Raw genomic sequence first — 23,209 nt, forward strand, 5'->3', positions numbered from 1 at the left:
ATAAACAATGAACAAATTTAAAAACGCAATTGAAGCTGGTGACGTACAGCTTGGTACTTGGATGATGACAGGCAGCGATACCGTTGCTGAAGCGATGGCGACAGTGGGCTTTGACTTCTTGGTACTGGACCAAGAACACGTACCTGTAGATTCACTTGATGCAGTTCGAATCGATCGTGCGATTCGTAACGCATCAAACAAAACAGTTCCGCTTTACCGACTAGCGTGGAACGACGTTGTATTGATCAAACGTGCTCTTGATGGTGGCGCAAATTCACTGATGGTGCCTTTCATTAACACGGCAGCAGAAGCAAAAGCAGCAGTAGAAGCGGCTTACTACCCACCACTAGGTAAACGTGGTTTTGCAGCAGTTCACCGTGCTTCTATGTACGGTTCAAACTCTGATTTCCTACGTGAAGCAAACGAAGAACTATGCTTCATTTTACAGATGGAAACACCAGAGGCGATCGACAATATGGAAGAGATTGCAGCGGTTGAAGGTGTGACTGGCTTCTTCATCGGCCCTGGCGATATGTCTGCGGCAATGGGCCATACGGGTAACCCGTCTCACCCTGAGGTACAAGCAAAAATCGCACAAGGTCTAGATAAAGCTAAAACACTGGGCCTACCTTGCGGGATTGTTGGCGGCACACCTGAATTGGCGAACAAATACCAAGAAATGGGCTTCTCATTCGTCGCGCTAGGTTCTGACATGAGCTACCTAATGGCTCGTGCAAAAGAGCAGCTAGCAGCTATCCGCGGTGAAGAAATCACAGTATCAGGCGGTGAGGTTTACTAATGCTTAATGTCGTCACCAAAACTCAAGGCGAACTTGTACTCAAAGTCGCTCCACAACTTGGCGGTGCAATCGCAGGCTTAACCTATCGAGGTATCGATATTTTAAGGCCGTTACCCAATCAAGATGATGTGATTGTGAATCAGTCAGGGAGTTTTCCTCTTGTGCCTTACTCCAACCGGATCGGGCTGGGTAAATTTGAGTTTGGTGGCGAGCGTTATGAACTAATTAAAAACTTTGGGGATCACCCACACTCTATTCATGGGAACGCTTGGAAAGGGGAATGGGTGGTAGCAGAGGAATCCGCTACAGGGTGCATTCTCAAATTTTTACATCAAGCAGATACGGATAGTTACCACCATTGGCCATGGCCATATCAAGCGACTCAAACCTTTGAACTGGTAGAAAATGAGCTAAGAGTAACCCTGAAATACTTCAACTTAGCAGAAAAAACTGTCCCAGTTGGCCTTGGCTTTCACCCTTACTTTGCTAATGCCGACCAAAGTTTGATTCAACTTAACGCGGACAAAGTGTTGGTTAACGATGAAAACACCTTGCCATGCGCTACGACTGATGTGCCTAAAGAGTGGGATTTCAGTACCTTACGACGTCCTCAACCAGGTTCAGTCGACAACTGTTTCTCTGGTTGGAATGGTCGTGCCAATGTGATTTGGCCTAATCTTGGAGTAAGAGCAGAAATGAGCTCTCCGGATGCAAACAACGTGATTGTATTCGTTCCAGGAGCCGAGAAAAACTTTGTTGCTATCGAGCCAGTCACAAACGTAAACAATGCAATTAACGACCTCGTCAATGGTGAAAGTGACCAGGCAATGAAGCTAGTCGATGCTGGTCAGTCCGTATCAATGACAATGATTATTAAGGTTTCAGATTATGAGTAACCCAGAAGTCTTATTCGATTACATCGGGCATTTACCTGAATGCCCAACTTGGGATGCCAAGACCCAAACTCTACTTTGGACAGACATTCTAGAACACGAGATCCATCGTTTCTGCCCTGAGAGCAAAGCTCACACAGTACTGAACTTCGATGAAGAAGTGGGTTGTTTTGCTCTGCGTGAAAAAGGCGGCTTCATTGCAGCTATGCGTACAGGCATCTTCCTTACTGATGACAGCGGCAAGATCGAAAAGCAAATATGTGAAAACCCAAACAACCCGTTTGTTGCGCGTTTCAATGACGGCGGTGTTGACCAAGATGGCCGCTTCTATGCGGGCACTTACTGGGGCCCAAGAACGTTCAACGGTGCAATGTTGATGCGTATTGATGCCTCGCTTACACCAAAGGTTGTGCAGTGCGACATTCTTGGCGCTAACGGCCTTGCATTCAGCCCTGACAAAAAGTGGATGTACACCACTGACACTCCTAATCATGTGATGTACCGAACCCCTCTACTGGCGGACGGTGAGCTGGGAATGCGTGAAGTGTTTAAGACTTTCCCTCAAGGCAATGGTCGTCCTGACGGTGCGGCAGTTGATGTGGAAGGTTGTTACTGGACAGCACTGTTTGATGGTCACCGTATCGCAAGAATCAGCCCTGAAGGCGAGATCCTTGAAGAGTACCCACTGCCAGTGCGCTGCCCAACCATGGTCTGCTTTGGTGGTGACGATATGAAGACACTCTTCATTACAACTACTCGTGAAAATATGGAACAGGAAGAACTTGAAGAGCGCCCGCTTTCCGGTGCGATCTTCACAATGAGAACCAACGTGGCCGGTATGGTCAAACCAACATTTTTAGAGAACGAATAATATGCAAACTATTGGATTTATTGGCCTAGGTCTTATGGGTGAAGCGATGTCAAAGAACATCGTTCAAAAACACGAAGGTAAAGTTTTTGTTTACGACCTAAACAAAGAGCAAGTCGCTAAGCTTGTGGACGCGGGCGCAACAGCCGCAGACAGCATCGCAGATGTTGCAAAAAAAGCGGACGTTATTATCTCGATGGTACCGAAATCAGTCCACGTACAAGCCGTTTACAAAGAGCTTATCCCTGAACTGTCTGAGCGCCACATTACTATCGATATGTCGACTATCGATCCGAGCGTGTCTATCGAAGTGTCAAAGCAAGTAGCTGAAACTGGCGCAATCATGCTTGATGCGCCGGTTGTTAAATCTGTACCGGCAGCAATCGCCGCTGATTTAGGTATCTACATCGGTGGTGACAAAGCCGCATACGCAAAAGTAGAACACATCTTAGCAATGATGGGCTCAAACCAAATTCACCTAGGCGATAACGGCCGTGGTCTTGTGATGAAAATTCTTCACAACAACCTAGTTGGCGGCATTCAAAACGCGATGAACGAGATGGTTGCAGCAGCTGAGCACTACGGTATCGAAAAGGACGATTTTGGTACCGCATGCTCTTACGGTGGTGCATCAAACTTTTACATGACAGGTAAGCTTCCTGCTATCGCTAAACAAGATTACACCACTGCTTTTTCTCTAGAGAACATGGCAAAAGATGTTCACATCATGAAATCAATGATGGAAGAGTCAGGCCTGACGCTACCAGGTGCAGACGTCGTTAAGGCGGTATACGACCAAGGTTTAGAAGCGGGTATCGGCGGTGAAGACTTCTGTGCAACTTACAAAGTTGTTCAACAAAATTCAAAAGCATAACTAATTTGACCTCCGGCTATCGGCTGGAGGTAATTTCCAATCGAGGCAAAAGAAAATGAATTACGCAGAAAATGTAAAATACGCATCTCTTGAAGGCAAAGTTGCTGTAATTACGGGTGGTGCAAGTGGCATCGGTGAAGAGCTGGTACGCAGCTTTGTAAGCCAAGGCTCTAAAGTTGCTTTCCTAGATTACGACAAAGAAGCAGGTGAGAAACTTGCTGAAGAACTTGGTTGCCTATTCCTGTTCTGTGATGTGACTAACACTGAACTGCTTCAAAACTGTTTCCAAGAAGTGTCTAAGCACTACGGCACCGTTGATATTCTGGTAAACAACGCTGGTTCTGATGATCACCACACTATCGACGATCTAACAGAAGAATACTTCGACAACCGCATCAACATGAACCTACGCCACCAACTGTTTGCAATCCAAAGCGTGATTGATGGCATGACAGAAAAAGGCGCTGGCTCAATCATCAACATGGGTTCAATCAACTGGATGCGTGGCCGCCCAGGTCGCGTGTGTTACTCACTGTCTAAAGCAGCTATCCACGGTTTCACTCGCACTCTAGCGCAAGAGCTAGGTGAGCGTGGCATTCGTGTAAACAGCCTTGTTCCGGGTGCAATTCGCACACCTAAGCAAGACGCAATGTGGGCCAAACTAGACCCATCAGCAGTAAACCAATTTGTAGAACTTCAAGCGCTTAAATTCCGCTTAGATGGCACTCACTGTGCTCGTCTAGCGCTTTTCTTAGGTTCGGATGAATCTTGTGGTTGTACTGGCCAAGACTTCATTGTAGATGCAGGTCTAACTCTTAACTAATTATAATTAAATGGATTTTTAGCAATGTCATTTTTTGATTTAACAACTCCAGATGGAGATGCACTAAGCGGCACAACCGTGATTACTGTTGTGGGTCTTATGTTCATGTACACCTTTGTCGGCATTTGTGCAGGCTTTGGTGGCGGCCTAACGACGATGCCTTTGGTATCAATGCTTTTACCAGTAAAAATGGCGGCACCGATGTCCGTTATGGTTGGTACGGCAACAGCGTTATACGCTACATGGCTATCTCGTAAAGAGACTGACTGGAAATCAGCAATGGTTCTGATTGGTTTCTCAATCTTAGGTGTACCAGTGGGTATTTACGCACTGTCTTACCTACCAGACAGCATCATGAAAATGGGCCTAGGTATTTTCCTAATCGTTTACTCTTTTTACAGCCTATTTATTCCACGTCTACCGGTTTACGATAAAAACTGGATTGCAGCGCCAATGGGTGCCGTAGCAGGTGCGTTAGGTGCGGCGTTCTCTACGAATGGTCCACCGGTTGTTATCTACGGTATGCTTCGTAACCTTGGCCCTGCGGCTTTCCGTGGCACACTGAATGCATTCTTTACTGCAAACAACCTAACAATCATTGGAGGTTTGGCAACAAGCGGTATTCTTACTGTCGATACAGTGAAGCTAGTAATGTTCGCTATCCCGACTATGATTCTTGGCTCTGTTGTTGGTCAGTACGTTCATAAACGCATTCCAACATCTGTATTCCGTCTGATGGTATTTGTACTTCTGATTGCATCAGGTGCGATGCTAATCAAAGGTGCCGCTGACCTACCTGCAGCACTATGTTTAGGTGTAGCTTTCGGTGCTCTAGCGCTTTGCCAACTTGCTTTTGGTAAGAAAGTAGCTGCAATTCGTAAAGCAGACGAAGAAGCTAAAGCTAACGAAGCTGCAACTGCGTAACCGTAAGGTTATTAGAAAAAACAAAGCTGCGGTACCTTACTAAGACCGCAGCTTCTTATAACAAGATAGAGTTACTATCTCTCCCTTCTCTTCTTAGTGATGTCTTTGCTCACAGGTGCAACACAATAATGAATTCTTCATTAACGATGATAAGCTCCTAAACATTTCCAGCATTGTTTAATCACACTCTGTCGTGCCAGCTCTTTTGCTGGCTTTTTTTGTTTAGTTTTATGCGACGCTTTGTATTCTTTGCTCAACAATTTGCTTCGCTTGTAGAATTTTACTCACTTTCGGGTGAGCGGCATCTTGCTTCATCAAATTGGCAATCACAATATTAACACTGGTCGAGAACTGCTCACCAAGCTGCTGTAGGTCATGATGTTCAGCCACATTATACTTCAACATGGCGTTGATGAAGTGCGAGTGGTTATTAATGAAATATGGGACTTCTTTCGCTTTGATCGCCAACGAATCAATCACACCACCGGCAGACTCTTTCTCTTGGGCTATTTTTATAGCACTCAATTTATTGGCAAGACGGACATCAACACGTTTTAAAATCAAGTCATTGACCGCCATGGTAAAGTCTTTCTTAGGCTGGCTTTGTTGCTTCAATTCTATAGACCATTTTTTAACAAGCTCTAAACAGCCTATATGCAGAGCTACGGCTATAAGAATCAGTTTACGATGCAACCACTTCGTTTTTGAATACATGGCATCAAGTCTCTTGGGTGAGTAAACCGGATTAAAGCTATTCATCTGCAGCAAGAGATGGTAGATGCCTTTAGTTAACTTATGAGAATCACCCTCTGGATTTTCTTTCATCACAATCATTTGATTGAGCGTTGCTTTTACCGTCGCAGGGTTCAACTTCCTTTTAGTTTGGAACGCAATGACAAGGTCTAAAAACAAACGCAATTCTTCAACTTGTATTTGCTGGTCTTGATTTACGATCGACTCGTAATCGACTTTATCAATACAACATTTCGCGGTCTGATAAGCACCTATCCCTGCATGAAGCATCGAACAATTTACCGTCAGCTCAACACGATGAGGAAAACGAAGACAAAGCTTATTCATCACCTCAACCGCACGCTCCACATCACTTTCTAACACTGACTGATAAGCGGTGATTTGCGACACGAGTGGATCAGTTGGGTAGTCCAACAATTCATACTCATAAGCTAAAGCCAATGCCCTATCGATATTTCCTAATTCATGATGGAGCGATATCAACGTAGCTAAAGGCCAGGGATGTTTCACTTGTAGATGAAGGCGCTCAAGAGTCTCAAATGCTGCTGCAAAATTTTCTTGTTCGATATAAAAATCGATCACAACTTTATGACAACCAAACCACTTAGGTCCTTTACGCTTCAGCTGAGCATCACAAATACGCATGACGCTTTCAAAGTAACCGAGAACAAGATGTTTATGTACCGCGAGTAAAACATCTCGCTTAAGCAGGCTAACCGTCAAGGTCTGTTTCAATTGAATATAATTGAATGGATGCCCAAGAATGTTATCAAGATTTAATTCCTCTACTTCTTGGAGTTGCTGTTCATCATCACTATTCGCAACCATGATGAATGAACACTTTTTCGAAAACGCTAAGCTCTGTTGGTAGAGGTAGTAGTAACGTTCGCCAACGACTCTTTTTCTGCTGGTGTAAGAACAAATAATGACATCAAATGAACGTTGATTGATCAAATGACGGTAGGTCACGATGTTCTGTGCTTTAAACACCTTGTCATCTTCCCCACCCATTTTTTTCAGCATATTTTTGATTGAGGAAGCGAACATGCTGTTTTCCTCGACAATCAATATTCGCTTGTTTCTTAGATCTAAGTTGCGGGCCATTTATTCGTATCTATCGCTATATCTAAACTTTGACGAAAATGAAGAGAACCCTTTCGTCTTTTAACTCGATGTTCTAAATACACAAACAGAGAAAAATTTACAAATCAATCAATCTAAAAAGTAAATTAAATATTTTATTTCAATAACTTAAGATAAACTTCATCATTTCTAATTGATTCATTTTTCAAATCATAAAGAACTTAACATAAGAAGAAACTGACTAATTCCGTTAAAAATAGCCCCTACCTTTGTGAGTAAACTAGAAAGAGGCAATATGGAGTACGTGATTGGATTATTTAGAGAGCATTAAAAGCAAAAACCCCGATAACTCAATGAGTCATCGGGGTTTTCTAAATAAATGGCACGCCCTATAGGATTCGAACCTATGACCACATCCTTAGAAGGGACGTGCTCTATCCAGCTGAGCTAAGGGCGCGCTACAGGGACAGGATTATACGAGGATGAGCCGTTAAAACAAGGGCTTTGTTTAACATTATGATCTGATTGACTAAAAAAAGGGCACGGAATTCTATTTTGATTAAAAACACCACAAAGCAAACGTTTGCTTATAGATGTTCGTCAAATAATTTGCGACAATGCGCTGCAAATAAGTCGCCATAAATTCTTAAGGTATGTCATGACAGCTCAAAATATCGACGGAACTCTTATTTCCCAAACCGTTCGTTCAGAAGTAGCCGCACGAGTGAAAGCTCGTAAAGAAGCAGGACTTCGTGCTCCTGGTCTTGCGGTAGTCTTAGTTGGAGAAGATCCAGCATCTCAGGTATATGTGGGCAGTAAACGTCGCGCTTGTGAAGAAGTGGGCTTTATCTCAAAGTCTTTCGATCTTCCTGCAACGACAACTGAAGAAGAGCTTCTTGCTCTTATTGATGAATTAAATGGTGATAACGAAATTGACGGTATCCTTGTTCAGCTACCTCTTCCTGCTGGCATTGATGCAACACACGTACTAGAGCGTATCCACCCTGAAAAAGATGTTGATGGCTTCCACCCATACAACGTTGGTCGTCTAGCGCAGCGCATTCCAAAGCTACGCTCATGTACGCCTAAAGGCATTGTTACTCTGCTTGATCGTTACAATATCAATCTACGTGGCATGCATGCTGTTGTTGTAGGTGCTTCTAACATCGTTGGTCGCCCAATGACACTTGAATTGCTACTTGCTGGCTGTACAACGACAACATGTCACCGTTTCACTAAAGATTTAGAAGGTCATGTTCGCCAAGCAGATCTTGTTGTTGTCGCTGTCGGTAAACCTAACTTTATTCCAGGTAATTGGATCAAAAAAGGCGCTGTTGTGGTTGATGTAGGTATCAACCGCCTAGAATCAGGCAAACTGGTTGGAGACGTGGATTACGAAGTCGCAAAAGAAAACGCAAGCTTCATCACTCCTGTACCAGGTGGTGTAGGCCCGATGACTGTAGCAAGCCTGATTGAAAATACGATGCTGGCATGCGAACAATTCCATACTAAAAAATAGAGCTCAAAGCGTTTAACAGCATTAAAAAAGGGTTGATGTTTAAAGACATCAACCCTTTCTTTTTGTCCGTCATTCCCGAGAGGGAAGAATGACCGAGTTGGGAATCTCTTTCTGTAAGTCGAACAACTTAACCAGTTTCCCTACTCTCTCCTTCATCGCTCTATGGAATGACACGCAGGAGAGCTCTTACAAACTAAGAATCACACCCGCAATTGAGGCACTCATTAGGTTTGCCATCACACCTGCAGCAATCGCACGGAAACCATATTTAGAAATAAATGGACGCTTTTCCGGTACTACGCTACCTAAGCCACCAATTAGCATTGCCATTGTCGAGATATTGGCAAAACCACATAATGCAAAAGTAACAATTGCTTGTGAGTGCTCACTTAGCTGTGCTTTAACATCCATCAGTTGGATGAAGGCTACGAATTCGTTTACAACAACTTTATTGCCAATCAAAGAGCCCGCTGTTACAGCTTCTGCCCAAGGGATGCCTAATAACCATGCGACTGGAGCAAATAGGTAACCAAGCAATAACTCAAAGCTTAGTGACATACCCATTAATCCACCAACCCAGCCTAGCATGCCGTTTAGCATCGCGATGACACTGATAAACGCTAAAAGTGTTGCACCAACCGCAACGGCAATACGCAGACCAGACATAGCGCCATCAGCCATTGCTTCTACAACGTTAGTCGCTCTAGGCATTTCAACGTTATCCAGCTCAGTGCTTGTATCGATAGTCTCTGTTTCTGGCACCATGATTTTTGCCATCAATAGACCTGCAGGTGCTGACATAAAAGCAGCGGCAATTAGGTAATTAAGCTCTACACCAAGAGATGCGTAGCCAACCAATGTGCCACCAGCAACCGATGCTAAACCACCAACCATCACAGCGAAGAACTGTGAATCTGTCATATGTTTTAGATAAGGCTTAACAACAAGTGGGGCTTCAATCATGCCAACAAAAATGTTCGCAGTTGCAGACAAAGACTCAGCGCGGCCGATACCCAATAGTTTTTGCAGACCGCCACCAATCACATTGATAACTTTCGGCATCAGGCCGATATGGTATAAGCCTGAAATCAAAGCAGAGAAGAAAATGATGATACCAAGTACATTGATGGCAAACGTAAACCCACCCGTAGCTAAGCCACCGAATAGGAACGCGATACCTTCTTGGCCATAGTTAATGAGGTTAGAAACCGCGCCTGTCACACTATTCAGAGCTTCTTTACCTGCAGGGACATAAAGCACCAATAGGGCAAAAGTAACCTGAAGAGCAAAGGCTAACGAAACTGTTTTTACGTTGATGCTTTTTCTATTCGTAGAGAGTAACCAAGCTAAGAAGAGAATGGCAACAATACCAAGAATTGAGTTCATAACATGAATCCGACAAAAGGGGGAACAAGAGTGGCGCCGGAGTGTATAGACTCAAAAATGAGATGCAAATCACATTTGTTAATATGATGATGCTAGGCGACGAACAAAAAACAAACAGCCACATAACTCACTGTTTTATAAAAACTTAAACGTTTGCCTTTCATTATTGTTTCTATATGGAAAAGATGTTTCTAGCTTTAGAAATAATACACTTGTCACTTCCTAAGACTAAGGCCGTTGAATATAAGGGCTTAGCCGCTTATCCCAATGACAAGGCATACCGATCTTTTGTTTAATAAAATCAATTACAGCAACTGTCTTTTTCGGTAAGTAACGACGACTTGGGTAAACCGCATAGAAAGGCATACTTTGAGAAGCTCGCCAATTCGGGAAAAGTTGAATCAGCTCCCCATTCTTGAATTCATCTCCAATAAGATAGGTTGCTAGATAAGCAATGCCCCACCCTGCTACCGCAGCATCACGAACCGCTTCAGCCAAATCTACTGAATAGTTACCTGAAACTTTAACGTTGATCTGCTCCTGGTCATTTGAAAACGCCCAACGTGTGTAGTCTCGCTCCCAGCTTCTGTAAATCAAACAGTTATGAGCGTTAAGATCACTAGGATGGAGCGGCGTCGGATTATTCAGCAAATAGTCAGGTGAAGCTGCAACGACAAATTGTGAATCAGCAAGACGCTGAGCAACGTAACCTTCTGGTAAGTGTTCATTGTTGGTGATCCACAAGTCGAGCCCTTCTTGCAACATATCCACTTTATAGTCAAACAGGTGTACCTCAACCTGTAAGCCCGGGTATTGCTGGCGCAGCTCTTCAATGGCCGGAATAATATGCAACGTACCAAATGACTGAGATAAGCCTAGCTTCACTAACCCTGCTACCTCATCGCGCTGACATTCAATTTCTCTTTGTGCCTCATCTACGATCTCAACTAACTTGATGCAATGCTCGTAGAAGTACTGGCCAGCTTCTGTGGGTGTGAAGCTTCGTGTGGTTCGCTGCACTAGCTTAATACCCAGAGAATCTTCCAACAACGCCAGCTGTTTACTCACATGAGAAACGGACACGCCTAAGCTTTTAGCAGCCTGAGTGAAGTTTTGATGTTTCAATAAAGCAGCAAAGACCACCATTTGAGAAGCTCGTTCTGACTGCACTGTTACTCCAAAAGAAAAAGGAGCTCAATTGAGCTCCTTTGTATAAATTAGTGATTCTTACAATGTGATTCTGTCGGCAAGGTGACTCACCGCAAGTGCGAAGTAGTAAGAGCGATTCCACTTCATAAGAACATTGTAGTTGTTGTAAACCAAATAAACTCGACCGTTGGCATTGTCCGGCGCCGTCAACCATGCGTCGACGTCAACTTGTGGCAATGAGCTTCCATCGTAACGAGTAATACCAAGTTGGTTCCACTCCGCTAAGGTTTTCTCTTTGCCTTCAACGCGCCCCTCTAGGTCCATGTTGAAACCAGATGGCAGTTTCACCTGACGCCCCCAAGTGAAGGTGTCGTTCCAACCAGACTGACTCAGATAGTTAGCGGCTGATGCAAATACATCCGCTTCCGTGTTCCAAATATCCTTCTTGCCATCTCCGTTGCCATCAGCGGCGTAAGTAAGAAAAGAACTTGGCATGAATTGGCATTGACCCATTGCTCCAGCCCAAGAACCTTTGAAGTCCTCAAACTGAATATGGCCTTCATCCAAGATCTGCAGTGCCGCCATGGTCTCTTGACGGAAGAAAGCTTCTCGACGACCGTCATATGCCATAGTCGACAGCGCATCAATCACCGGGTAATTCCCAGTAAAACGGCCAAAGTTACTTTCTACACCCCAAAGCGCGACGATGAATCTTGGTTGTACACCGTATTCTTCACCAATTCGACTTAGCTCTGCATAGTGCTCTTTATAAAGAGACTTCGCCTGTTTCACCTTCCAATCAGGCACCGCCCTCGGGATATATTCATCCAACGTTAAACGTTTTTCAGGCTGATTCTTATCCGCTTTCACTGCACGAGGCTTATGCTCAACCTCTGCAAATGCTTGGTTGATGACTTGCTCAGATATGCCTTTATCTCGAGCCTCACTTTTGAGCCCCTCAATGTACTGCTCAAAAGTCCCCTCATTGGCGTAAGCTGAGGAAGCAATAGCTAAACCCAATGCAACTGACAATAACTTCTTCACTTCTGCCCTCCTTGAGCAAAATAAGTAACAATCCGAGTTTAAGTGTCTATTCGCCTTCGGATTGTTGACGAGCTTGTTTTTGCTCTTTGTATTCTTCTAATAAGTTCTTTGGTGGTGGCGGTAGCTGCAAGAAAAAACCTTCATCTTCGAGAGATTGCTTCACTTTTTCTACATCCACTTGTGCAAGGCTACGCCCTTCAAGTTTAACTACCATTACCATGGTAGGTTTGCCAAACATTTGCATTAATGTGTCAGGAACTTGTGAAAAATCATCCTTTTTCGGGATATATAAGTAAGCGCCTTCTTTTTTAGAACTTTTGTAAATTGCACAAAGCATGGGAAACCTTTGTCCGTTTAATTCATGGAACGTTAGCGTTTTGCCATTTTTGAGAGCAAAACAGTCAATTGAGCGCAAGATAGCTTGCTGTGCTTATTGTAGGAATATAACATGATACCCCTAGTCTCAGGCAACGCCCTTAAGAGGTTGTAAGTAAAAGATGTCACAGACCCCAGACCTAAAAGGCAGTAGCTTTACTTTGTCAGTTTTGCACCTTTCTGACAACGATGTAGAAAAATCGATTCATTTCTTACAAGAAAAGGTTACTCAGGCACCTGCATTTTTTGCACAGGCCCCTGTTGTCATAAACATATCTAAAGTTGATGGTGACATTGATTTTTCGAGGCTGAAAGAAGGCATTTCTCTTGCTGGGATGATTCCCGTTGGTGTCACTGGCTGCAAAGACAAAAGAACCGAGAACTTGGCGTCTGAAGCTAAATTCGCGGTCATGTCTGCAAGTAAATCACCAGCCCAAGCACCAGCGAAGATGCAGCCGACTAAAATTGTTCGCTCGCCGGTTCGTTCAGGCCAGCAAATCTATGCGAAAGATTGTGATTTAGTGGTATTAAACCACGTTAGCGAAGGCGCTGAAGTCATAGCCGATGGCTCAATTCATATTCATGGCACCCTGCGCGGCCGAGCAATTGCTGGAGCAAATGGTAATAAAGACGCAGTGATTATCTGTAATAAGCTCAACGCTGAATTAATGTCTATCGCCGGTCACTACTGGTTAACCGAGCAGTTTGCCGAAGAGTATTGGCAACAGAAAGTGATGTTTAGTTTGGACAATGACTCGCTAAAGTTCGAGTTATTAACGATTTAAGAATTATAAGGAACACATAATGGCACGCATTATTGTTGTAACGTCAGGTAAAGGTGGTGTAGGCAAAACTACATCAAGCGCTGCTATCGCTTCTGGCCTTGCGATGAAAGGTAAAAAAACGGCAGTAATCGATTTTGATATTGGTCTTCGTAATCTTGATTTAATCATGGGTTGTGAACGCCGCGTCGTTTACGATTTCGTGAACGTAATTAATGGTGAAGCCACTCTTAATCAGGCAATGATCAAAGACAAGCGTACAGACAACCTGTTTATCCTGCCCGCTTCTCAAACGCGTGACAAAGATGCACTAACTAAAGAAGGCGTGCGTCGAGTACTTGATGAATTAGATGAGATGGGCTTCGACTTTGTTATCTGTGATTCACCAGCAGGTATCGAGCAAGGTGCGCTAATGGCACTATACTTTGCAGATGAAGCTATCGTCACCACAAACCCTGAAGTATCTTCAGTACGTGACTCTGACCGTATCCTTGGCATCCTTGACTCTAAATCTCGCCGTGCTGAAGAAGGCCTTGAACCAGTAAAACAACACCTACTGCTTACTCGTTACAACCCAGCACGTGTTAACCAAGGCGATATGTTAAGCGTGGAAGATGTTGAAGAGATCCTGCACATTTCTCTATTGGGGGTAATCCCAGAGAGCCAAGCTGTACTGAACGCTTCAAACAAGGGTGTGCCAGTTATCTTTGATGATCAATCAGATGCGGGTATGGCTTACGATGACACAGTTGAACGCCTGCTTGGTCAGCAAGTGGATTTCCGCTTCCTGACAGAGCAGAAGAAAGGAATCTTTAAACGTCTATTCGGAGGCTAAATCGGTATGTCATTACTTGAGTTTTTCCGCCCGCAGAAAAAAAGTTCTGCAAACCTAGCCAAAGAGCGTCTACAAATTATTGTTGCAGAGCGTCGAAGCCAAGGTGATCCTGCTCCTTCATACCTGCCTCAACTTAAAGAAGACATTCTTAAAGTGATCAGCAAGTACGTTGCGATAGATCCTTCCATGGTTGATTTGTCGTTCGAACATAAAGATGATGACATCTCTGTTTTGGAGCTTAATGTTAAGCTGCCAGAAGATGAGAAATAATCCTTCTCGATAGATTGACGCAAGGGCCGATGTGAAAGCATCGGCTTTTTTTGTTTCTTCCGTCATCCTCAAGAGTGAGGTCCGAACGAGTTAGGGATCTCTCAAGGTGGTCATCAACTAACAGAGATTCCCTACTCACTCCTCCGTCGTTCTATGGAATGACAAGTATCCCTAGCTTTTCATCACCCTATGGATTGATACGGCTACGAGATTTATACCATTACAAACAAAAAAAGCCCCAGTCCGTCGACTGGGGCTTTCACTTTTCCCGATAGATAAGGGTCGTGCTAGCGAAAACTTATCTCATAACTGAAGTCTTACTTATGCTTCAGCTTTTTCTTTCTTAGCTTTAGGCGCTTTCGCTTCCGCTGGCTTCTGGTCAGCTTTCTTTAGGATTACTGTAGTACCTTCGAAAGTTTCACCTTCAACGAACGCTTTACCGTAGTAAGAAGCCATTAGCACTTCTTTAAGCTCAGTGATTAGAGGGTAACGTGGGTTAGCACCTGTACACTGGTCATCGAACGCTTCAACAGCTAGTTCGTCTAGCTTAGCGATGAAGTCTGCTTCAGAAACACCAGCCGCTTGGATAGACATTGGGATGTCTAGGTTTGCTTTTAACTCGTCTAGCCATGCTAGTAGACGCTCAATCTTCTGAGCAGTACGGTCACCAGCTTGGCTTAGGCCTAAGTGGTCAGCAACTTCAGCGTAACGACGACGTGCTTGTGGACGGTCGTACTGAGAGAATGCAGTCTGCTTAGTTGGGTTGTCGTTCGCGTTGTAACGTACCACGTTAGAGATTAGTAGTGCGTTCGCTAGACCGTGAGGTAGGTGGAACTCAGCACCAATCTTGTGCGCCATAGAGTGACAAACACCTAGGAATGCGTTCGCGAATGCTACACCAGCGATAGTTGCTGCGTTGTGTACTTTCTCACGAGCGATTGGGTCATTTGCACCGTTCGCGTAGCTTGATGGTAGGTATTCTTTAAGCATCTTAAGTGCTTGTAGAGCTTGACCATCAGAGTATTCGTTAGCAAGAACAGATACGTAAGCTTCTAGAGCGTGAGTTACGGCATCATAACCACCGAATGCTGTTAGAGACTTAGGCATGTTCATTACTAGGTTAGCATCAACGATAGCCATGTTTGGCGTGATTTCGTAGTCAGCTAGTGGGTACTTAGCACCAGTCTTGTCGTCAGTAACAACCGCGAATGGAGTAACTTCTGAACCGGTACCTGAAGTTGTAGTGATACATACAAGCTCAGCTTTCTTACCCATTTTAGGGAACTTGTAGATACGTTTACGGATATCCATAAAGCGCATTGCTAGTTCTTCGAAGTGAGTTTCTGGGTGCTCGTACATTACCCACATGATCTTCGCAGCATCCATTGGTGAACCACCACCTAGAGCTAGGATTACATCAGGTTGGAAGCTCTTCATTGCTTCTGCACCTTTCTCAACAACAGATAGTGTTGGATCCGCTTCTACGTCGAAGAATGTTTGAACTTCGATGCCTTGCTCTTTAAGCAGTTTAACTACTTCATCAGCGTAACCGTTGTTAAATAGGAAACGGTCAGTTACTAGGAATGCGCGTTTCTTACCTTCTAAATCGCTCATTGCGATTGGAAGGCTACCACGACGGAAGTAGATAGACTTAGGTAGTTTGTGCCACAACATGTTTTCAGCTCGCTTAGCTACAGTTTTCTTGTTGATAAGGTGCTTAGGACCTACGTTCTCAGAGATTGAGTTACCACCCCAAGAACCACAACCAAGAGTTAGAGAAGGTGCTACGTTGAAGTTGTAAAGGTCACCGATACCACCGTGAGTAGTCGGGATGTTTACAAGGATACGTGCAGTCTTCATCTTGTCACCGAAGTAACGGATGCGGTCTGCGTTAACGTCTTGGTTAGTGTAAAGACCAGATGTGTGACCGATACCACCGATTTCAACCATAGTTACCGCTTGAGCAACTGCATCTTCGAAGTCGTCAGCGCGGAATAGACCTAGAGTTGGAGATAGTTTCTCGTGAGCGAATTCGTCGTCGTAAGAAACTTTGCCTAGACCTTCACCTACAAGAACTTTAGTGTCAGCAGGAACTTTAACACCAGCCATTTCAGCGATTGCTGGAGCAGGTTGACCTACAATTTTCGCGTTTAAGTTACCGTCGATTAGAAGCACTTTACGTACTTTATCTGCGTCAGCTTTAGATAGAACATGAGCTTTGTGAGAAGCAAAACGCTCTTTAACTTCGTCGTACACTTCGCTAACTACGATAGCTGCTTGCTCAGAAGCACATACTACGCCGTTATCGAAAGTCTTAGACATAAGAATAGAAGCTACAGCACGTTTGATGTCAGCTGTTTCATCGATAACTACAGGAACGTTACCTGCACCTACACCGATTGCTGGCTTACCAGAAGAGTATGCTGCTTTAACCATGCCTGGACCACCAGTTGCAAGGATAAGTGCGATACCGTCGTGCTTCATAAGAGCGTTAGAAAGCTCAACAGATGGTTGGTCAATCCAACCGATGATGTCTTTTGGTGCGCCTGCTGCTACAGCTGCGTCAAGAACCAGTTTCGCTGCATCGTTAGTTGAGTTTTTCGCACGTGGGTGTGGTGAGAAAATGATGCCGTTACGAGTTTTAAGAGAGATTAGAGATTTGAAGATTGCTGTAGACGTTGGGTTAGTCGTTGGAACGATACCACAGATGATACCTACAGGCTCAGCGATAGTCATTGTGCCTAGGTTGTCATCTTCTTCTAGGATGCCACACGTCTTTTCGTCTTTGTATTTGTTGTAGATGAATTCTGAAGCAAAGTGGTTTTTGATTACTTTGTCTTCAACAATACCCATGCCAGACTCAGCAACCGCTTGTTGAGCTAGCGGGATACGAGCGTGGTTAGCTGCTAGAGATGCCGCGCGGAAGATTGCGTCTACTTTCTCTTGTGAGAACGTTGCAAACTCTTCTTGAGCCGCTTTTACGCGAGCTACTAGAGCGTCTAGTTCAGCCAAATTAGTTACAGGCATAGTGAATCTCCTAAAATAGATAAATATTAAAAACTTTTTATTAAGGTCACTGTTAACAAACAGACGTCTTAGTAAATTGCTTTCAGGGCTGAGTATATTATTTCAGGTTGTGAAAAAAATTGACCCAGATCAGTTACCCAAAAAGAATTAACCAATTAGTGGTACTCAAATCGCAAAAAGATGGTTAACACTATGATTTTTAATAGATTTAAATCACATTTTTTATTCGAACAAAAAAGCATCAAACAAACTACCATCCTGGCAAATTGGCCATAACTTGTAAAAAAGTTTCATTTTTTGACCACAAACTTACATGTAATCCATAAACCTTGTGCTACTGAGAGTATATCCAAAACGGATTTTCTCTCTATTTTTCGGGGTGCTTTTTATTAAAAGTGTGCGAATGTTAACGTTTGTGTAATTCGACCACTTCTTGACCACCATTCTACGTAACAAAGTGTGTCATTACTGTTTACGAATCATTCAATAATTAGATTTTCTCAGTTATGAAATAGTTTTAACTTTAGTTTTTTTCATTCGTTCATGAGCAGAAATTGGACTATATTCCGCATGTACTCCTGTTCCCTCTATTTACTTGTGTAGGCACGCCGAATGCAAACGTTCGAAATCGCTATTTTTTTGCAGTTTTTCTTGGGCTTAGTTGCTGCAGTTAACCCTGTAGGTATTATGCCGGTCTTCGTTTCTTTAACTGGGCATATGACTCAAGAAGAAAAGAATAAAACCGCGGTCACCGCAAATATTGCTGTCGCTATTATTTTGATCGTATCGCTACTGGCGGGTCAGATGCTGCTCGACATGTTTAGCATCTCTTTAGATTCATTCCGTGTAGCAGGTGGTTTGCTGCTTCTGAGCATCGCCTTCTCGATGATGAGCGGTAAATTAGGTGAAGATAAGCAGAATAAACAAGAAAAGTCAGAATACGTCAGTCGTGAACAAATCGGTGTTGTACCTTTGGCAATGCCGCTAATGGCAGGCCCTGGTGCCATCAGTTCGACGATTGTCTATGGCTCTCGCTATCCAGCGATGCTCGATACCGTCGGTATCATTATTACTATTGTTGCTTTTTGTTTATGTACCTGGTTGTTGTTCCGCTCAGCACCATTAATTGTACGATTCTTAGGTCAAACCGGGATCAACGTGATTACTCGTATTATGGGTCTAATATTGGGTGCGCTGGGTATCGAGTTCATCGCAAATGGTCTGCGCAACTTGTTCCCAGGATTAGCCTGATCATTAGAATGTAGGTATGATAGAGCGACTGTTTAATAGGTCGCTCTAACCATGCCACGCAACTCTCTACGACATCACCTTTACGTTATTATTTTTGGTACTCATACCAAAGCTGGACGGGCATTTGATATTGCCCTGATCGTTGCCATTATTTCATCATTGATTGTTCTGGTTTTGGAGTCCATTCCTTCTGTCTATGCGCAGTGGGCAAGGGAGTTACGTTATCTGGAATACACGTTTACAGCGCTCTTTACTATTGAGTACCTTTTACGCCTGTATTGCTCACCAAAGCCCGTCGCGTATGCAAAAAGCTTTTATGGCGTCGTCGATCTGCTGGCAATTTTGCCGACCTACCTAGCAATCTTCTTCCCATCAGCCTCTTTTATGGGCGTGATTCGTGCCCTACGTGTAATGCGTATCTTCCGTGTTTTAAAACTGGTGCGCTATCTACAAGACTCGAACATACTGTTGCGCTCGTTATTGATGGCACGCAGAAAGATCCTAATCTTCTTTAGCGCAGTAGCCATTTTAGTCACGATTTTTGGCGCGCTTATTTTCGTAATTGAAGGACCAAATAACGGTTTTACCAGCATTCCAAAAAGCATTTACTGGGCTATCGTAACGATCACCACTGTTGGTTATGGCGATTTAGTCCCGCAGACGGATCTCGGTAAAGCAGTCGCATCGCTCACTATGTTGCTAGGCTACTCAATTCTTGCTGTACCAACTGGGATAATAACGGCAGAGCTCAACCAAGAAATGAACTCCCATAAATCATTGGTGAAATGCCCAAACTGTTCAAAAGCAGGTCATGAGCCTGACGCTATGTTTTGTAAGCACTGTGGCAGCGAGTTAGCTGATCCTGAGAATCGAGTGGTTACTCGGCAGAATTAAGAAAGGCTCCGTTTGGAGCCTTTTCTTTAACAACCTGTTGTGACAGCTTCAGAATCATACATCCCGCCTTCTTCCATCACTGCCGTATATTTCACATAACACTCAGTTTGTTCAATCGCGGAGTTAAAGTCGCTCCCTGTGAAATCACCAAGAATTGAAGATTGCGTTACCAGCCAGTAGTCCGGGTCATTAACCGTTCCATGGTTGTGAGCTGCCCATACCCACTCCGCGTCTAAGTCATGATACTCGGCATCTGCATTCAAGAAGTTTTCTAAACCGCCACGCTCAACGGTTGGATACCCAAAGGCAACATGTCCAGTCTGAGAACCCAAGTCGATATGATAACTAGGGCTACTTTCTTCACCATCAATGGTTGTTTTCGAGTAAGCCAATTGTGCAGCTCCATCAACTGCTGCTTTCATTCCCTGAATACTCGCAGCTCGCGCATCATGACTGTAGTTTAAAAATCTAGGCGCTGCGACAACCGACAGAATGCCCAAAATCACAATCACCACAACCAATTCAATTAGCGTAAAACCTTTTGCTTTCATATCGACCCCACAACGTTCAACTCAGCAAGGGTAGAAATACAATGTCAGTTAGCTGTTAACAGGCACAAAAAAAGCGCCCTTACGGACGCTTTTCGGAATTTTCTTACGAGTTACTTTTCAGCAAGAATAATACGTAGAGTACGACGTAGTGGCTCTGCTGCACCCCATAAAAGCTGGTCACCAACAGTGAACGCATTTAGGAAGTCATCGCCCATTGCCATCTTACGGAGACGACCAACTGGGATAGAAAGCGTACCGGTTACTTTCGCCGGAGTCAGTTCTTGAGCAGTAATGTCACGATCGTTTGGAATTACTTTAACCCAGTCGTTGTGAGTAGCGATCATCTCTTCGATCTCATCCATTGGTACGTTTTGTTTCAGCTTGATAGTCAATGCTTGAGAGTGACAACGCATCGCACCAATACGTACACAGGTACCATCAATTGGCACAGGCGCATCTTGGAAACCTAGAATCTTGTTTGCTTCAACCCCCGCTTTCCACTCTTCTTTGCTCTGGCCATTTTCACGTTTCACATCAATCCACGGGATGAGGGAGCCTGATAAAGGCACACCAAACTTATCGGTTGGGAAAGAAGGTGAACGCATGGTGTCTGCGACTTTCTTATCAATATCAAGAATTGAGCTAGATGGGTTAGCAAGCTCTGAGCTAACAGAGTCATTAATAACACCCATTTGAGAGATAAGTTCACGCATGTTTTGCGCACCTGCACCTGAAGCTGCTTGGTAAGTCATGGCACTCGTCCACTCAACAAGACCCTTTTCAAATAGACCACCAAGGCCCATAAGCATCAAACTCACCGTACAGTTACCACCAACAAACGTATTGGTGCCACTATGAATGCCTTGTTGAATTTGCGTCAAGTTAACTGGATCAAGCGTAATTATTGAGTCTTGAGCCATACGCAAAGTCGAAGCGGCATCAATCCAATAACCTTTCCAACCCGCTTGGCGCAGTGCTGGGTAAACTTTTTCTGTGTAGCTGCCACCCTGACAAGTGATGACAGCATCTAGTTGTTTTAGGCTTTCAAGGTCGAAGGCATCTTGTAGCATACCCGCGTCTTTTCCTAAGTTAGGAGCTGGGATACCTACTTGAGATGTGCTGTAAAATACCGGTTCAATAAGATCGAAGTCTTTCTCTTCAACCATTCGCTGCATCAGCACCGAACCTACCATGCCACGCCAACCGACTAGACCTACTCTCATTCTCAACTCTCCGTGTAATCAATTTTAAAAAAGGAATACGTCAATATTCAATTTTCGCAGCAAAATCTCAAGGGAAATTTGCATCAAATCTGTAACTTTTGTTTCTCATTTATTAAAAGTCACCTCAAACACCATTTTTGATGCCTTTTTGCCCGGATGTTATCCGGCCATCTAAAAACCCTCAAATCAAAAACAAAGACATTAAAGATGTGCCACATGAAATTTACATTTCAAAACATTTCAGACCATTAAAATTAACCATTAACCATATATTTAACTATTTACACTTCACTCATCAGATATAAATCACAGCATTTCGACATTTCCTCGAAATATTATTCTAGCTACGGTAAAGTGCATCTCGTACCTAATAGGAGTTAGAACTCCTCTAATAAGTGGTGCTAAGCACACCATGTTAATTAGCTAATTACTCTAATAAGAGGCTCTGTATGACGCAACTTACCCCCCGTCTGCCAAGCTTGATGCAGGTTGTAATTTCCCTAGGATTATTTCTGCTACTCGCATTTTCATTTACTGCGCAGCTAGATTTACCTATTCAACTGGCTCTTTACATCGGCTGGTTCATCATCATGTTCCTTGGTATCCGTTTAGGCCATCAATATAAAGACTTAGAAAAAGCGGCTCTAAATGGTATTTCTAACGGACTTGGTGCGGTTCTTATTCTTCTAGCGGTCGGGGCCTTAGTCGGCACTTGGATCTCTGGTGGTATCGTACCGACTATCATTTACTATGGTCTAAAAGCAATTCACCCTTCTATCTTCCTTCTTGCTACGATGATCATCTGTTCATTGACGGCCCTAGCAACCGGCACTTCTTGGGGTGCGGCAGGTACCGCGGGTATCGCAATGATGGGTATCGGCCAAGGTTTAGGTGTTCCGGCGCCAATCACAGCTGGTGCGGTACTTTCTGGTTGTTATTTTGGCGACAAGATGTCACCACTGTCTGACTCAGTAATCCTTGCGTCTTCAATGTCTAACGTTGAAGTTATGGAACATATCAAAGGTATGCTACCTATCGCTTTAATTAGCTACATTATTACAGGCATCATGTTCACTGCGTTCGGTTTCCACTACGCGGGCAACGTTGATATGTCTCAGGTGCAATCTGTAATTCAAGCGATGGAAGAACAGTTCTACATCACGCCTTACTCGTTTGTTCCTGTAATCATCGTGCTAGGCCTATTGGCAATGCGCATGCCTTCTTTCCCTGTAATCAGCTTCGGCTCTTTGCTAGGTATTATTTGGGCAGTCATGATCCAAGACGTAGACTTCCTACAAGCGTTCAATACGGCTTGGGCACCATTTGAAATCGAATCTGGCGTAGGCTTTATCGATTCGATCCTTAACCGTGGCGGCATGTCTTCAATGCTTGGTTCAGTTGCGGTAATCGTGTTCGGTCTTGGTTTTGGTGGCTTACTGGATAAAGTGGGCGTGCTTGAAACAATCGCAAAACTGTTCGAGCGCCGAGTACAAAGTGCAGGCTCTCTAGCAACAAGCACAATTGGTACTGCGTTTATGGGTAACGTATTTGGTTCAGCAATGTACGTATCTCTTATCCTTACACCAAAAATCTGTGCAAAGAACTACGATCGATTGGGTTACAAGCGTAAGAACCTTTCACGTAACGCAGAGTTTGGCGGTACTTTGACATCAGGTATGGTGCCTTGGAGTGACAACGGTATCTACATGGCAAGTATTTTAGGTGTCGCGACACTCTCTTATGCACCATTTATGTGGCTAAGTTTCGTTTGTATCATCGTTACTATCGTCACATCCTATATGGGCTGGTTTGTCGATAAATGTGAACCTACTGCTCCAGCCACTTCTGAGGAAGAAGTAGAGCTAACTAAACAAACTGCATAATAC

21 protein-coding genes and 1 tRNA gene are annotated in these 23,209 nt (G+C 43.9%); 13 read left to right on the forward strand and 9 right to left on the reverse strand.

Annotated features, from left to right (window positions below; translation table 11 throughout):
• Positions 1 to 7 precede the first annotated feature (7 nt).
• From AAFX28_RS19490 to AAFX28_RS19515, 6 genes are read left to right on the forward strand one after another with little or no spacing between them, the layout of a single operon-like run.
• Positions 8 to 799: an HpcH/HpaI aldolase family protein gene (locus tag AAFX28_RS19490; RefSeq protein ID WP_408690120.1), complete on the forward strand. Its 792-nt coding sequence runs from the start codon at positions 8 to 10 to the stop codon at positions 797 to 799.
• Positions 799 to 1,695 carry an aldose 1-epimerase gene (locus AAFX28_RS19495; RefSeq protein WP_408690122.1) on the forward strand — a complete coding sequence of 299 codons (897 nt, stop codon included), beginning with the start codon at positions 799 to 801 and terminating at the stop codon, positions 1,693 to 1,695. Before AAFX28_RS19490 ends, AAFX28_RS19495 begins: the two co-directional genes overlap by 1 nt.
• Complete coding sequence (locus AAFX28_RS19500; protein ID WP_408690124.1) at positions 1,688 to 2,563, forward strand: SMP-30/gluconolactonase/LRE family protein; 876 nt, start codon at positions 1,688 to 1,690, stop codon at positions 2,561 to 2,563. Before AAFX28_RS19495 ends, AAFX28_RS19500 begins: the two co-directional genes overlap by 8 nt.
• A gap of 1 nt (position 2,564) precedes the next feature.
• Positions 2,565 to 3,434, forward strand: a complete 870-nt coding sequence (locus AAFX28_RS19505; protein ID WP_408690126.1) for an NAD(P)-dependent oxidoreductase — start codon at positions 2,565 to 2,567, stop codon at positions 3,432 to 3,434.
• A 55-nt stretch (positions 3,435 to 3,489) separates the two neighbouring features.
• Positions 3,490 to 4,257: an SDR family NAD(P)-dependent oxidoreductase gene (locus AAFX28_RS19510; protein WP_285467827.1), complete on the forward strand. Its 768-nt coding sequence runs from the start codon at positions 3,490 to 3,492 to the stop codon at positions 4,255 to 4,257.
• A 24-nt stretch (positions 4,258 to 4,281) separates the two neighbouring features.
• Positions 4,282 to 5,181: a sulfite exporter TauE/SafE family protein gene (locus tag AAFX28_RS19515; RefSeq protein ID WP_408690129.1), complete on the forward strand. Its 900-nt coding sequence runs from the start codon at positions 4,282 to 4,284 to the stop codon at positions 5,179 to 5,181.
• A gap of 228 nt (positions 5,182 to 5,409) precedes the next feature.
• Here the strand turns inward: AAFX28_RS19515 and AAFX28_RS19520 are convergent, their stop codons facing one another.
• The gene (locus AAFX28_RS19520) at positions 5,410 to 6,981 is read right to left on the reverse strand and encodes a response regulator (protein ID WP_408690130.1); all 1,572 of its coding nucleotides are present in this window, start codon (positions 6,979 to 6,981) and stop codon (positions 5,410 to 5,412) included.
• Between the two features lie 416 nt (positions 6,982 to 7,397).
• A tRNA-Arg gene (locus AAFX28_RS19525) sits at positions 7,398 to 7,474 on the reverse strand.
• A 201-nt stretch (positions 7,475 to 7,675) separates the two neighbouring features.
• Here AAFX28_RS19525 and folD point away from each other — a divergent pair.
• Positions 7,676 to 8,536: a bifunctional methylenetetrahydrofolate dehydrogenase/methenyltetrahydrofolate cyclohydrolase FolD gene (folD, locus tag AAFX28_RS19530; protein WP_408690132.1), complete on the forward strand. Its 861-nt coding sequence runs from the start codon at positions 7,676 to 7,678 to the stop codon at positions 8,534 to 8,536.
• Between the two features lie 186 nt (positions 8,537 to 8,722).
• Here folD and AAFX28_RS19535 read toward each other — a convergent pair whose 3' ends face one another.
• From AAFX28_RS19535 to AAFX28_RS19550, 4 genes are all read right to left on the reverse strand, one after another.
• Positions 8,723 to 9,922 (reverse strand): NupC/NupG family nucleoside CNT transporter, encoded by a 1,200-nt coding sequence (locus tag AAFX28_RS19535; protein WP_408690134.1) that lies wholly within the window; start codon positions 9,920 to 9,922, stop codon positions 8,723 to 8,725.
• 228 nt (positions 9,923 to 10,150) lie between these two features.
• A complete protein-coding gene (locus AAFX28_RS19540) occupies positions 10,151 to 11,092 on the reverse strand; it encodes a LysR family transcriptional regulator (RefSeq protein ID WP_408690136.1) in 942 nt (313 codons plus the stop codon).
• Between the two features lie 57 nt (positions 11,093 to 11,149).
• The gene (locus tag AAFX28_RS19545; RefSeq protein WP_408690137.1) at positions 11,150 to 12,115 is read right to left on the reverse strand and encodes a lytic transglycosylase domain-containing protein; all 966 of its coding nucleotides are present in this window, start codon (positions 12,113 to 12,115) and stop codon (positions 11,150 to 11,152) included.
• A 46-nt stretch (positions 12,116 to 12,161) separates the two neighbouring features.
• Positions 12,162 to 12,452, reverse strand: a complete 291-nt coding sequence (locus AAFX28_RS19550) for a YcgL domain-containing protein (protein WP_408690138.1) — start codon at positions 12,450 to 12,452, stop codon at positions 12,162 to 12,164.
• A gap of 160 nt (positions 12,453 to 12,612) precedes the next feature.
• On the opposite strand from AAFX28_RS19550, the gene minC reads away from it, so the two are divergent.
• The 3 genes from minC to minE are packed head-to-tail and all read left to right on the forward strand — an operon-like array spanning position 12,613 to position 14,377.
• The gene (gene minC, locus AAFX28_RS19555) at positions 12,613 to 13,275 is read left to right on the forward strand and encodes a septum site-determining protein MinC (protein ID WP_408690139.1); all 663 of its coding nucleotides are present in this window, start codon (positions 12,613 to 12,615) and stop codon (positions 13,273 to 13,275) included.
• 19 nt (positions 13,276 to 13,294) lie between these two features.
• Entirely contained in the window at positions 13,295 to 14,107 is an 813-nt protein-coding gene (gene minD, locus AAFX28_RS19560) for a septum site-determining protein MinD (protein WP_408690140.1), read from the forward strand.
• 6 nt (positions 14,108 to 14,113) lie between these two features.
• Positions 14,114 to 14,377: a cell division topological specificity factor MinE gene (gene minE, locus AAFX28_RS19565; protein WP_126574534.1), complete on the forward strand. Its 264-nt coding sequence runs from the start codon at positions 14,114 to 14,116 to the stop codon at positions 14,375 to 14,377.
• A gap of 321 nt (positions 14,378 to 14,698) precedes the next feature.
• Here the strand turns inward: minE and adhE are convergent, their stop codons facing one another.
• Positions 14,699 to 17,404, reverse strand: a complete 2,706-nt coding sequence (adhE, locus tag AAFX28_RS19570) for a bifunctional acetaldehyde-CoA/alcohol dehydrogenase (RefSeq protein WP_408690142.1) — start codon at positions 17,402 to 17,404, stop codon at positions 14,699 to 14,701.
• A 612-nt stretch (positions 17,405 to 18,016) separates the two neighbouring features.
• On the opposite strand from adhE, the gene AAFX28_RS19575 reads away from it, so the two are divergent.
• Together AAFX28_RS19575 and AAFX28_RS19580 are read left to right on the forward strand one after the other, a co-directional pair.
• A complete protein-coding gene (locus AAFX28_RS19575; protein ID WP_408690143.1) occupies positions 18,017 to 18,655 on the forward strand; it encodes a YchE family NAAT transporter in 639 nt (212 codons plus the stop codon).
• Between the two features lie 51 nt (positions 18,656 to 18,706).
• On the forward strand, positions 18,707 to 19,549 hold the full coding sequence (locus tag AAFX28_RS19580; protein WP_408690144.1) for an ion transporter: 843 nt from the start codon (positions 18,707 to 18,709) through the stop codon (positions 19,547 to 19,549).
• Positions 19,550 to 19,575: 26 nt separating this feature from the next.
• Here the strand turns inward: AAFX28_RS19580 and AAFX28_RS19585 are convergent, their stop codons facing one another.
• Positions 19,576 to 20,100 carry a type II secretion system protein gene (locus AAFX28_RS19585; RefSeq protein WP_408690146.1) on the reverse strand — a complete coding sequence of 175 codons (525 nt, stop codon included), beginning with the start codon at positions 20,098 to 20,100 and terminating at the stop codon, positions 19,576 to 19,578.
• Positions 20,101 to 20,210: 110 nt separating this feature from the next.
• Positions 20,211 to 21,323 carry an aspartate-semialdehyde dehydrogenase gene (asd, locus tag AAFX28_RS19590; RefSeq protein ID WP_408690147.1) on the reverse strand — a complete coding sequence of 371 codons (1,113 nt, stop codon included), beginning with the start codon at positions 21,321 to 21,323 and terminating at the stop codon, positions 20,211 to 20,213.
• Between the two features lie 449 nt (positions 21,324 to 21,772).
• Here asd and nhaC point away from each other — a divergent pair, with 449 nt between their 5' ends.
• The gene (gene nhaC, locus AAFX28_RS19595; protein ID WP_408690148.1) at positions 21,773 to 23,206 is read left to right on the forward strand and encodes a Na+/H+ antiporter NhaC; all 1,434 of its coding nucleotides are present in this window, start codon (positions 21,773 to 21,775) and stop codon (positions 23,204 to 23,206) included.
• Positions 23,207 to 23,209 lie beyond the last annotated feature (3 nt).

Source organism: Vibrio sp. TBV020 (assembly GCF_046056895.1).
Lineage (GTDB): Bacteria > Pseudomonadota > Gammaproteobacteria > Enterobacterales > Vibrionaceae > Vibrio.